This window comes from Acidocella sp., from assembly GCF_013044125.1.
Taxonomy (GTDB): Bacteria; Pseudomonadota; Alphaproteobacteria; order Acetobacterales; family Acetobacteraceae; genus Acidocella.
On sequence record NZ_JABEVC010000035.1, the window covers coordinates 1 to 11752 of the forward strand.

Sequence of the window (11752 nt, forward strand, 5' to 3'; positions counted from 1 at the left end):
CCAGTGGCCGAGCATGATGCCGATGAGGGTGAGCGGGATGGGGGTGAGCACCACCAGCGGCAGTTTGAAGCTGCCGAACTGCGCCACCACCAGCACATAGATGCCCAGGATGGCGACACCGAAGGCGATACCCATGTCGCGGAAGGTGACATAGGTGATCTGCCATTCGCCATCCCACAGCAGGGAAGGTTTGGCCTCATTCGTGGGCTGGCCGACGAAACGGATATCGGGTTTGGGCAGGTTGCCCCAGTTGGCTTTTTCGATGGCTTTATCAACGGCGAACATGCCGTAGATGGGGGCTTCGAACTGGCCGGCGAGCTCGCCTGTCACCATGTCGGCGTAATGGCCGTCGCGGCGGTAGATGGCGCGTGAGCCGAGGGTGTTTTTGACGTCGACCACCTGACCCAGTTCCACGATGCCGCGCGCGCCGGGCAGCGCGTTGGCGGGAATGGGGGTGTCAGCGACCGACTGGTTCCAGGTAAGGCCGGATTTGGGCAAGCCGATGGCGATTTCCAGCGGCGGCCTGTCTGATCCGCGGTAGGAGTAGCCGATGGCCTTGCCGGAAAAGAGGTCTTGCAGCGTGGCGTTCACATCGCTTTGCTGGACATGGAAATACTCCAGCTCGTCCTGGTCAACCGTGATGTTCAGGCGCGGGGGCGGCCGGCCGTAACTGTCGTCGACATCGACAATGAAGGGGATGGATTTGAAGATGGCCTTCACGCGCTGGGCCACTTTGAGGCGGGTTGCCTGGTTGGGGCCGTAGATTTCAGCCAGCAGCGAGGCGATGACCGGCGGGCCGGGCGGGACTTCCACCACTTTGATGACGCCGCCGGGCGGCAGGGTCAGGTTGGAGTCGAGCTGGCGGCGCAGCGCGATGGCGATGGCGTGGCTCTCGCGCGTGCGTTTGTCTTTGCCGACCAGGACGATGTGCAGCTCACCCAGCTCGGGCGACTGGCGGGCGTAGTAATGGCGGACCAGACCGTTGAAATCAAAAGGGGCGGGTGTGCCGGCGTAAACCTGCATGGAGGTCACCTCGGGCATTTTTCCAGCGATTCTGGCTGCGGCGAAGAGGGTGCGCTCGGTATCCTCCAGCGTGGCGCCGGGGGGCAGGTTGAGCACCACGTCCAGCTCTGATTTATTGTCAAAAGGCAGGAGCTTGACCTTGACCAGCTCGAAATAGAACATCGAGCAGGCCAGGATGGTCGCGGCGCCGACGATGAGCAGAAACCGCAGGGCGCGCTTGCGGGTTTTGAGCAGCGGCGCGGCGATGCGCAGATAGAGGCTTGCCAGCCGTCCGCCGTGATGCGCGCCATGCCCGCCGGCCGCGGCCGCCCGTGGTTTGACGAATTTGAGCATCATCCAGGGCACCACGGTCATCGCGACGAAAAAGGAGAAGACCATGGCGGCCGAGGCGACCGCGGGGATCGGCGCCATGTAGGGGCCCATGAGGCCGCTGACGAAGAGCATCGGCAGCAGCGCCATGACGACGGTGAGGGTGGCGAAGATGGTCGGGTTGCCGACTTCGGCCACGGCCTCGATGGCGGCTTGCAGGCGTGTGCGGCTATCATGCATCTCCCAATGGCGGGTGATGTTCTCGATGACCACGATCGCATCGTCGACCAGGATGCCGATGGAGAAGATGAGCGCGAAGAGGCTGACGCGGTTGATGGTGTAGCCCATCATCTCGGCGGCGAAGATGGCGAGCAGGATGGTGGTGGGGATTACCACCGCGGTGACGGCAGCTTCGCGCCAGCCAAGGGTGAAGCCGATGAGCAGCACGATGGAGATGGTGGCAAGCGCTAGGTGGAAGAGCAGCTCATTGGATTTTTGCGTGGCGGTCTGGCCGTAATCGCGGGTGACCTGCACGTTGATGTCGCCGGGGATCAATTGGCCGCGCAGGGTTTTAACCTGCGCCAGCACGGCCCGCGCCACGGTGACGGCGTTGGCGCCGCTGACCTTGGCGATGGCCAGTGTTACGGCGGGAGATTGGGTCCAGCCGGTTTTGCCGCGGTTGAGCGCCCAGACCTGCTGCTCCAGCGGTTTGGGGCCGAACACGACTTTTGCCACGTCGCGGACATAGACGGGGCGGTTGTCGCGCGTGGTGACCAGCAGCAGGCCGATGTCCGGCACGCCGGAGAGTGTATGGCCGACATCCACGCCTTCCATTTTGCCGTTGTAGCGGATGGCGCCGGCGCTGAAGGTCTGGTTGGCTTCCTGCACGCGCGCCACGAGCTGTTGCAGGGTGACGCCGTAGAGCATCAGTTTTTCCGGGTCCGGCTCGATGCGGATTTGCTCCGGGTCCTCACCCGCGATGTAGGTAAGGCCGACGCTGGGGATTTTGATGAGCTCGCCCTGGAGTTTTTGCGCGAGCTGGGTCAGCCCGGCTTCATCCCAATGGTTGGCGGCATCTGGTTTGGGGGTGAGGGTGAGGGTGACGATGGCGACATCGTCAATCCCGCGGCCGACCACCAGGGGCTCGGGGATGCCGATGGGGATGCGGTCCAGATTGGCGCGGATTTTATCGTTGACGCGCAGCACCGCGTTGTCCTCGTTGGTGCCGACGACGAAACGGGCGGTGACGGTGACGTGGTTGTCGACGCTTGTGCTGTAGATATGCTCAACGCCGGGGATGGCGCGCAGGATGGTCTCCAGCGGTTTGGTGACAAGCTCCACGCCGTCGCCGGCCTTCAGGCCATTGGTGTTGACCACCACATCGACCATCGGGACGTGGATTTGCGGGTCTTCCTCGCGCGGGATGGTGATGAGCGCGATCATCCCGGCCATGAGGGCCGCGATGAGGAAGAGCGGTGAGAGGGGCGAGCGGATGAAGCGCTTGGTTAGCGCGCCGGAGAGGCCGAGCTTCATGGCGTGGCCGGGGCGGTGAGGACGTTGCCGGGCTGCAGGCCGGAGAGGATCTCGACACCATCAGGCATGGAGGGGGTTGGCTGCGGCGCGCCCCGCTGCACCGGCACCGCGATACTGTGGCCGTTCGGGGTTTTCAGCTCCACATAATCCAGCCCGAAGCGGGATTCGATGAAGGAGGCGGGGATGACCAGGCCGGGGCGCTGGCCGGCGGAGATCCAGACCTGGATGCGCTGGCCGACGAAATAATCGCCAAGGCCGGGGGCGGTGGCATCGGCCTCGACGTCGCCGTTCTGGATTTGCGGGTAGACCAGAGTGATTTTTCCGAATTCGGGAGTGTTGCCGGTGTCGCTGATGCGCACCAGATCGCCCACATGCATGATGCGGGAATGATATTCGGGGACTTCCAGGCGCAGGACGTAATCCTGTTCGGCGATGGTGGCGATGGTATCGCCGGTGACCACCACGCTGCCCTGGGTGACAGGCCGGTGCAGCACGCGGCCGGAGACCGGGGCCAGCACGGCGCCGTTGGCGATTTGCTCGGCCAGGGCGTTGCGCGCGGCGATCTGTGATTTCAGGCTGCTGGTGGCGACGTTCTGCGCGGTTTGCGCCTGGTCCAGCGTGGAGCGGGCGATGGCGCCGCTGCCGATGAGCCGCTGGGCGCGGGCGAGGTCTATGTTGGCTTGCGCCAGTTGCGCGCGCAGGCCGGTGATGCTGGCGTTAAGCGATTGCAATTGCTGCGCCATCGCGGAGTCGGCGACGGTGGCGATGGTCTGTCCGGCGGTGACGGCGTCACCATCGCGCACCGAGAGGGATACGATGGTGCCGGCGAGCCGGGTGCGGGCGGGGACCACATGTGCGCTCTCCACCGTGGCGAAGACTGCCTTCTGGTCGGTGATCAGCCCGGTGGCGACGGTGAAGGTCGCGCCAAGCGGGGCGGCGATGGCCGCAACGGGGCCCGCAGCGAAGCAGGCGGCGATGCAGGCGGACAAGGCCAGGGCTGAGAGGCGCATGCGGTGTTTCCTAGTTGGGAAAAATTAGAGGCTTCAGCATAGAGTTGAAGACTCTAATAGTTAGTTTTAGCAAGCCGTTTCAGGCGTTTAGCGTGGCGCTGCCGCGCCGGTCGAAGCGTGGATTGCGCTAAGCGCGGTCGACGGTTTTTCCCGAGGCGGGGTCTAGCGTGACGACGGGCAGGCCGGCCTGAACCCAGGCATTGAGGCCGCCGGCGAGATGTCCGGCGATTTCAACCCCCACCTTGCGGCAGAGATCGGCGGCGGCTTGCGAGCGGCGGCCGACGCCGCAGTGCAGGACGATGGGCCTGGCCGGGTCGTGCGGGAGGGCCTGCGGGTCAAAGCTCGACAGCGGAAAGAGCACTGAGCCATGGATGCGCGCGGTGGCGAATTCGCCCGGCTCGCGGACATCCACCAGTGTGATCGCGTGGCGGGCCAGGGCATCATGCAGTTCGGCCGGGGTGAAGTCGCGCAGGTCTGATTTCTTTTTGTTGAAAAACATGTGGTTAGCCTTTCAGTGGGAGCGTTGGGGTGGGAGTGGCGCAAAAGCCGCTGGTGGCTTGAGGGGTATCGTTACGCGGCGCGCAGTAAAGTTCAAACAATGTTTCCAGAATTTTTTTTGCGGGTGTGCTGGCGATGCCGTACCATATGGTTTGGCCGTCCCGCCGGGGTGCGACCAGGGCATCGCGGCGCAGCAGCGCCAGATGCTGGGAGACGGTGGAACTGCGAAGATCCAGGAAGGCAGCGAGATCGCCGACGGAACGTTCGCCTTCGAGCAACTGGCAAAGAATCATAAGCCGATGCGGATTTGCCAGCGACTTTAACATCTCACTAGCCTGTCCGGCGGCACTATGCATGAGGCTGGCGTCTATTTTCATAGTTGCGTATATACGAATAAGCGAATATATACGCAATGGAAAAAATAAACGGGGATCCAATCCATGGCTGAGATCGTAATTTTAGGCGCCGGATTAGGCGGGACTTTGATGGCGTATGAAATGTCGGATCAGCTGCGGCCCGATGACAGGATCACTGTGATCGGCAAGGGTTCAATTTATCAGTTCTATCCCTCTAACCCCTGGGTGGCCGTGGGTTGGCGCGAGAGCAAGGATATTGAGGTCGACCTGACGAAGGTGATGAAGAGGAAGAAAATACGATTTATCACCGAGGGGGCGGCGCGCGTCGTACCGGAGGAGAATCTGGTGAGGACGGCGAGCGGCGCGGCGATCAGTTATGATTACCTGATTATTGCCACCGGGCCGGAGCTGGCGTTTGACGAAATTCCGGGGCTTGGGCCGAAGGCGCATACGCAGTCGATCTGCGAGACTGGCCATGCCGAGCAGGCCTTCGCGGCGTTCGAGGAATTTTGCAAAAATCCCGGCCCGATTGTGATCGGCGCGGCGCAGGGGGTTTCCTGCTTTGGGCCGGCCTATGAATTTGCGTTTATTGTGGATACCGAGCTGCGCAAGCGCGGCATCCGCAACAAGGTGCCGATGACCTATATCACCCCTGAGCCGTATATCGGGCATCTGGGCCTGGATGGGGTGGGCGACACCAAGGGGATGATGGAAAGCGAGTTGCGCAACCGGCATATCAAATGGATTACCAATGCGCGGGTGAAGGAGATTAACGCCGGGCAGATGGTGGTGGAGGAACTGGCCGAGGATGCCAGCCTGAAGACCACGCATACGCTGGATTTTGGCTACAGCATGTTGATGCCGCCGTTCCGCGGTGTGCCGGCGGTGTTTGGCGTGGCCGGGCTGACCAATCCGCGCGGGTTTATTCTGGCCGATGCGTATCAGCGCAATCCCACCTACCGGAATGTGTTCTCCATCGGCGTGTGCGTGGCGATTCCGCCGATTGGTAAAACCCCGGTGCCGCTCGGCGTGCCGAAAACCGGGTTCATGATTGAGTCTATGGTCACCTCGACGGCGCATAACATCGGTGCGCTGCTGCGCGGCGGGGATGCCACTATCAAGCCGTCGTGGAACGCGATCTGCCTGGCGGATTTCGGCGACGGGGGCGTTGCTTTTGTGGCGCAGCCGCAGTTGCCGCCGCGCAACGCCAATTGGTCAGGCAGGGGGAAATGGGTGCATTTGGCGAAGGTGGGGTTCGAGCGGTATTTTCTGCGCAAGATACGCATCGGCAAGAGCGAACCGTTTTATGAACGTTATCTGATGAAGAAGATGAATATTCATAAGCTTGAGAATAAATCACGCTAGTGGGACACGTCATTGAAAATGCCGTGTCCCACTAGCGTCATATTTAGCGCGCGCCGCCTATCAACCCGCGCGCAGTACCCTGCGTCATGAATGACGCAGGGTACTAGGAAGTTTTTTGAAAAGGAGAGGTCTATGACGATCACTCTGGTTTGCCCGGCCTGCGGCGTGGTGAACCGCCTGCCGGTGGAGAAGCTGGCGGCGGCGCCGCGGTGCGGCGGGTGCCACAAGCCATTGTTTGACGGGCATCCGGCGAATGTGGATGAGGCCGGGCTGGCACGCCATTTGAAGAACGACGGCGTGCCGGTGCTGATAGACATATGGGCGCCGTGGTGCGGGCCTTGCCGCTCCATGGCGCCGCATTACGAACAGGCGGCGGCGCAGCTGGAGCCGCGGATGCGGCTGTTGAAACTGAATGGCGACGATGCGCCGGGAACCATGACCCGCTACGGAGTGCGGGCGATTCCGGCCCTGCTGCTGTTTAAGGACGGCGTGCTGGTGAAACAGAACGCCGGGGCGATGACGGCTGAACAGATCGTGCGCTGGGCACGCCAGGCCGTTGCATAACTGAAAAGGAAAACCCGATGACAATTGATAAGGCTGTATTCTCCTTCGCCGGCGCCATGGTGCTGCTAAGCTTGGCGCTGACACTCTGGGTGAGCCAGTGGTTTCTGCTGTTCACTGCCTTTGTTGGGCTGAACCTGTTGCAGACAGGATTCACCGGGGTTTGCCCGGCGGCGTTCGTGTTCAAGAAGCTTGGTTTGCCGGTTGGTTGCGCGTTCAAATAAGGGAGGCCCGCATGATTGAGGACTGGAAAGAGCTGATCGCCAATATGGATGTTGGCGTGAAAAACCTGCGCCAGGGCGCGCCGGATATTATGAAGAGCTTTGCCGAAATGGCCAGGGCCGCGCAGGGAGGCAGCGCGCTGGACAGCAAGACGAAGGAGTTGATCGCGCTGGCGATTGGCGTGGCGACACGTTGCGCGCCCTGCATCGCCTACCATGCGCAAGGCGCCGTGAAGTGCGGCGCCACCCGCGAGGAGGTGGCCGAGACGATGGGCATGGCGATTTATATGGGGGCGGGGCCATCGGTGATGTATGCCGCGCAGGCGCTGGAGGCGTTCGACCAGCTTGCAGGCAGGTAAGGCGGTTTTTGAGTTTTGCGGCTGCTGATGCGGCGGTTCAGTGTTGGATGTTGGCCAGGCTGGCGCGGCTGAGCCTTGCGGCGCAGGCCCGCAGCTTTGCCAGATAGGTTGCGTCGTCGTGCTTTTTTTGTCTGGCGTGCGTGAAGGTCAGGGAGATTGCCGCGGAGACGGATTGATCGCCGGTCAAGAGTGGCACGGCGAGGCAGTAGAGATCTTCGGCAATTTCGCCGTCGTCGCGGGCGAATTGCTCCGCCTTCACGGTTTTAAGGGTTTCACGCAGCTGCCGCGGGTCGGTGATTGTTCGTGAAGTGAGCGCGACGAACGGGCCGCCTGCGAGATAGCGCGCGCGCTCGGCCTCGGGCAGCCAGGCCAGCAGCACCTTGCCGATGCCCGAGCAATAGGCTTCGAGCTGGGTATTCTCGACGCTGATGGATAATGCGGCGGGAACGCTAGGGGCGCTCTCCTTTACGAGATATGTCACCATATCGTTCTCCATCACGCCCAGATGCGCTGTGGCCCCGCAGGTGCTGGCAAGCTGGCGCAGCGCCGGGCGGCAGAGCCGGGCCAGCTGCCCGGCGGGGGTGATGCCGTGCAGAGCCTCGGCCAGCGGCAGGCCGATATCGTAGCGGCGGTGTTCGAGCCTGGTGATCATCCCTGTGCCTTCCAGGGTGTTGATCAGCCGGTACAATGTGGAGCGGGGCAGCGCCAAGCCCGCGGCCAGCTCCTTAAGGGGGGTTTGTCCCCGGTCGCGCGCGATGAGGTTGAACAGGGCCAGACCTTTTTCAAGCGATGCGTTGCCGGAGGGAGGCGGTTTAGGGGTGTGTTCCATAGTCCCATTATATGGGACTAATTTGGCCGCGTAAATTGCCGCCGGGCCTTGTTTTCCCTAACCTCAGTGGACGGAACAAGGAAAAGTCTCAGGTGAAACCAATGCATACCTATGAGGGTGATTGCTAATGTCTGGAAAAGTGAAATGCGCGATCATCGGTTCGGGCAATATCGGCACCGATCTGATGATCAAGATTATGCGGACCTCGAAAAATCTTGAAATGGGCGCGATGGTTGGCATCGACCCGAACTCGGACGGCCTCGCCCGCGCCGCGCGCCTTGGCGTGCCGGTGACGCACGAGGGCATCGAAGGTTTGTTGAAAATGGCAAACTACAAGGATATCCGGGTGGTTTTTGATGCCACCTCGGCGGGTGCGCATGTGCGCAACAACGCGCTGCTGCAACGCGACGGCAAGAAGGTCATCGATCTGACCCCCGCTGCGATCGGCCCATTCACCATCCCGGTGATCAACGGCGATGCCAATATCAATGAGCCGAATGTCAACATGGTCACCTGCGGCGGGCAGGCGACGATTCCGATGGTGTATGCGGTGAGGCGCGCGGTTGAACGGGTGGTGTATGGCGAGATCGTCGCCTCCATCTCCTCCAAATCCGCGGGCCCCGGCACGCGCGCGAATATTGACGAGTTCACCGAGACCACTTCCAAGGCGATTGAAGTGCTGGGCGGCGCTGAGCGCGGCAAGGCGATCATCGTCCTCAATCCGGCCGAGCCGCCTTTGATCATGCGTGATACCGTCTTCACACTTTCCCAGGGCGGCGGCCGGGATGCAATCGAGGCGTCCATTCTGGAAATGGAACAAGCGGTGCGCAAATACGTCCCCGGCTACCGGCTGAAGCAGAAGGTGCAGTTCGAGGTGATTGGCGACAATGCGCCGGTGCGTATCCCCGGCATCGGCTATGCCACCGGGCTGAAGACCACCATCCTGCTCGAAGTGGAAGGTGCGGCGCATTATCTGCCGGCCTACGCCGGCAATCTTGATATCATGACCTCTGCCGCCCTGGTCACCGCCGACCATTGGGCCGCGCAATATCTCGCCAAGGAGGCTGCATAAATGGCTCGCCCGAACCCGAATAAGCTTTATGTCCAGGATGTCACCCTGCGCGATGGCATGCACTCCATCCGCCACCAGTACACGCTGGAGACGGTGACCGCGGTTGCGCGCGCGCTCGATGAAGCCAAGGTTGACGCTATCGAGATTTCGCATGGCGACGGCATCACCGGTTCCACTTTCAACTACGGCTTTGGCGCGCATGACGACGCGGAGTGGATCGCCGCGGTGGCGGGTGTGTGCACGCATGCGCGTGTTACCATTTTGCTGCTGCCGGGCATCGGCACGGTGCATGACCTGAAGGCCGCCTATGATGCCGGGGCGCGCTCGGTGCGTATCGCCACGCATTGCACCGAGGCGGATGTTTCGCGCCAGCATATTGAAGCGGCGCGCAAACTCGGCATGGATACCATCGGGTTTTTGATGATGTCGCACATGGCGCCGGTGGAGAAACTGGTGGAGCAGGGCCGGTTGATGGAGTCCTACGGCGCGGAATGCGTCTATGTGACCGATTCCGCGGGCGCGATGCTGCCGGAGCAATATGGCGAGAAAGTGCGGGCGATGCGCGTGGCGCTGAAGCCGGAAACCGAGATCGGTGTGCATACGCATCATAACCTTACGCTGGGTGTTGCTAACGCGGTTGCGGGCATAAAGGCCGGTGCGGTGCGCGTGGATGCGAGCCTCGCCGGCATGGGTGCCGGTGCGGGCAACGCGCCACTGGAGGCGCTGATTGCTGTGCTTGACCGCGAAGGCATCAATTCCGGCTGCGATTTGTTCAAGCTGATGGACGCCGCTGATGATCTGGTGCGCCCGCTGCAGGACCGCCCGGTGCGCGTGGACCGGGAATCCCTGAGCTTGGGCTATGCGGGCGTGTATTCATCGTTCCTGCGCCATGCGGAAAACGCATCGAAAACCTACGGCGTGGACACCCGTGAAATCCTGGCCGAGCTGGGCCGGAGAAAAATGGTCGGCGGGCAGGAGGACATGATCATCGATGTCGCGCTTGATATTCTCAAGCAACGCACGGCCGTGTGATTCATCTGGGTTCCACGGATAAAACGATTTGCGCGTGCATTGTCTCATTGGGGGCCAGCACGCGCATCTCCGCCGGGGCGCGGTTGATGGCGCCGGTGCTGTGGGAGACAGGCTCGAAGGCGAAATAATCGCGCCCCTCGGGCACGAAGAGAACGGCGTGGCGCAGCGGCGGCGTCGCGGTGAGCCGCAGGGTGAGGCGCTCGGCCGGGTAGGTGATTTCGGCCGCGCCGTCCCAGCCGGAAAAGCTGTTGTCCACGGCCTGCGCGCCGATGCGCGCGCCGCGTGCGTAGGCATCGCACAGGTCTGTCGCGATGGTGGCGGGTAAGCCGTCCGGCCCGTTTTGCCAGTACCGGAGGGCGTTGAAGCGCAGCACCGCCCCGCTGTGGCGCGGGAAATAGAGGTGGTGGCCAAATCCCGCGGGGAAGGGGCGTGTATCGGCGTTGCGCAGGGCCAGGGCGATGTGCAGCGCGGTGGCGGTTAAGCAATAGGTTTGCGCGGCCTCGTAGGCGAAGGGAAAATACGGGATGCCAGGCGCGCCGGGCTGGTAGCGCAGCGCAAGGCGGGCGGTATCATGCGTGGCCTCGGCCACCTGCCAGGCAGCGTAGAGCGCGTTGCCGTGCATGGCGTGGCGCGGATCTCGCGGATCACGCGGGAGAATATAGGTTTCCCCGGCGAAGCTGAAGCGCCCTTGCGCGATGCGGTTGGAGAAGGGGATCAGCGGAAAGGAGGCGAGATCGCGCACCGAGGCCGCGTCCGGCGCGGGGGGGCGCAGCAGCGCCAAGCCGCCTTGCCACCAGCCGGCGATGGCGCCGCCCAGAGCGGGGGCCAGATGCAGGCGCATCGCCCCGGCGGCGAGGTGCAGTTCAGGCACCGGCCAGGATGCGGTTGCGGGCATTGTCGATATGGCGGCGCATTGCCGCGCGGGCGGCTTCGGGTTCGTGCGCGCGGATGGCGGCAACGATGGCCCGGTGCTCCCCCTGAACAATGCGCAGGCGATCCGGGCTGCTCAGAGAAAGGCTGCGCGCCACATGCATGCCGGCGAAGATATGCGCGGAGAGGGCGTCAAGGCTCTGGATGAAGAGGGCGTTCTGTGTCGCGCGGGCAATGGCGGCATGAAAATGCTGGTCCGCGTCCACGCCGACCTGTTGCGTGGCCAAGACATTATCAAGAGCGGTGAGGGCGGCTTCGATCTCGGCCATGGTCTCCGGTGTTTGCCGTTGCGCGGCCAGGGCTGCGGCCTCGCCTTCCAGCGCGATACGCAACTCGTAGCAGCGCATCAGATCCGCCATCGCGCCGATCGGCGCCAGGCGCAAAAATTCATCGCGCGGGCGTTTGACGACATAGGTTCCGGCGCCGTGGCGGGTCATCACCAGCCCGTCGGCCTGCAGGCGGAAAATCGCCTCGCGCACCACCGGGCGGGAGACGCCCAACATCTCGCACAGCCGGGCCTCGGCGGGCAGGCGCTCCCCCTCGGGCAGCACGCCGTCGACGATCTGCCCGACGATCTGCTCATAGAGCTGGTCCGTCAGACGCGCGGAACGGCGCAGCGGGCCGAAACCGGGGGGGTCTGGCGGGGGGAGCGGG

The 11752-nt window shown here is 63.0% G+C and carries 13 protein-coding genes; 6 read left to right on the top strand and 7 right to left on the bottom strand.

What is annotated here, in order from left to right; genetic code table 11:
* From HKL97_RS01785 to HKL97_RS01800, 4 genes are all read right to left on the bottom strand, one after another.
* On the bottom strand, positions 1-2865 hold a 2865-nt coding region (locus HKL97_RS01785), incomplete at its 3' end, for an efflux RND transporter permease subunit (RefSeq protein WP_291422273.1).
* On the bottom strand, positions 2862-3875 hold the full coding sequence (locus HKL97_RS01790; protein WP_291422275.1) for an efflux RND transporter periplasmic adaptor subunit: 1014 nt from the start codon (positions 3873-3875) through the stop codon (positions 2862-2864). The genes HKL97_RS01785 and HKL97_RS01790, both read right to left, overlap by 4 nt.
* Before the next feature lie 127 nt (positions 3876-4002).
* Entirely contained in the window at positions 4003-4374 is a 372-nt protein-coding gene (locus tag HKL97_RS01795; RefSeq protein WP_291422277.1) for a rhodanese-like domain-containing protein, read from the bottom strand.
* A 4-nt stretch (positions 4375-4378) separates the two neighbouring features.
* Positions 4379-4699 (bottom strand): metalloregulator ArsR/SmtB family transcription factor, encoded by a 321-nt coding sequence (locus HKL97_RS01800; RefSeq protein ID WP_363238192.1) that lies wholly within the window; start codon positions 4697-4699, stop codon positions 4379-4381.
* Positions 4700-4813: 114 nt separating this feature from the next.
* Between HKL97_RS01800 and HKL97_RS01805 the strand changes: the two genes are divergently transcribed.
* The 4 genes from HKL97_RS01805 to HKL97_RS01820 all read left to right on the top strand — a co-directional run bounded on the left by HKL97_RS01805 (position 4814) and on the right by HKL97_RS01820 (position 7235).
* On the top strand, positions 4814-6094 hold the full coding sequence (locus HKL97_RS01805; RefSeq protein WP_291422281.1) for an NAD(P)/FAD-dependent oxidoreductase: 1281 nt from the start codon (positions 4814-4816) through the stop codon (positions 6092-6094).
* A 132-nt stretch (positions 6095-6226) separates the two neighbouring features.
* Complete coding sequence (gene trxC / locus HKL97_RS01810) at positions 6227-6658, top strand: thioredoxin TrxC (RefSeq protein WP_291422283.1); 432 nt, start codon at positions 6227-6229, stop codon at positions 6656-6658.
* A gap of 17 nt (positions 6659-6675) precedes the next feature.
* The gene (locus HKL97_RS01815; RefSeq protein WP_291422285.1) at positions 6676-6879 is read left to right on the top strand and encodes a DUF2892 domain-containing protein; all 204 of its coding nucleotides are present in this window, start codon (positions 6676-6678) and stop codon (positions 6877-6879) included.
* An 11-nt stretch (positions 6880-6890) separates the two neighbouring features.
* Positions 6891-7235, top strand: a complete 345-nt coding sequence (locus HKL97_RS01820; RefSeq protein WP_291422287.1) for a carboxymuconolactone decarboxylase family protein — start codon at positions 6891-6893, stop codon at positions 7233-7235.
* A gap of 37 nt (positions 7236-7272) precedes the next feature.
* On the opposite strand, the gene HKL97_RS01825 is transcribed toward HKL97_RS01820, so the two are convergent.
* Complete coding sequence (locus tag HKL97_RS01825) at positions 7273-8064, bottom strand: IclR family transcriptional regulator (protein ID WP_291422289.1); 792 nt, start codon at positions 8062-8064, stop codon at positions 7273-7275.
* Between the two features lie 127 nt (positions 8065-8191).
* Here HKL97_RS01825 and HKL97_RS01830 point away from each other — a divergent pair, with 127 nt between their 5' ends.
* Both HKL97_RS01830 and dmpG read left to right on the top strand, forming a co-directional pair.
* A complete protein-coding gene (locus tag HKL97_RS01830) occupies positions 8192-9136 on the top strand; it encodes an acetaldehyde dehydrogenase (acetylating) (RefSeq protein ID WP_291422291.1) in 945 nt (314 codons plus the stop codon).
* Positions 9137-10168, top strand: a complete 1032-nt coding sequence (gene dmpG, locus HKL97_RS01835) for a 4-hydroxy-2-oxovalerate aldolase (RefSeq protein WP_291422293.1) — start codon at positions 9137-9139, stop codon at positions 10166-10168.
* 1 nt (position 10169) lies between these two features.
* On the opposite strand, the gene HKL97_RS01840 is transcribed toward dmpG, so the two are convergent.
* Together HKL97_RS01840 and HKL97_RS01845 are read right to left on the bottom strand one after the other, a co-directional pair.
* Positions 10170-11063 carry an aldose 1-epimerase gene (locus tag HKL97_RS01840; protein ID WP_291422295.1) on the bottom strand — a complete coding sequence of 298 codons (894 nt, stop codon included), beginning with the start codon at positions 11061-11063 and terminating at the stop codon, positions 10170-10172.
* A partial coding sequence (locus HKL97_RS01845) for a FadR/GntR family transcriptional regulator (protein ID WP_291422297.1) occupies positions 11032-11752 on the bottom strand: 721 nt, incomplete at its 5' end. The genes HKL97_RS01845 and HKL97_RS01840, both read right to left, overlap by 32 nt.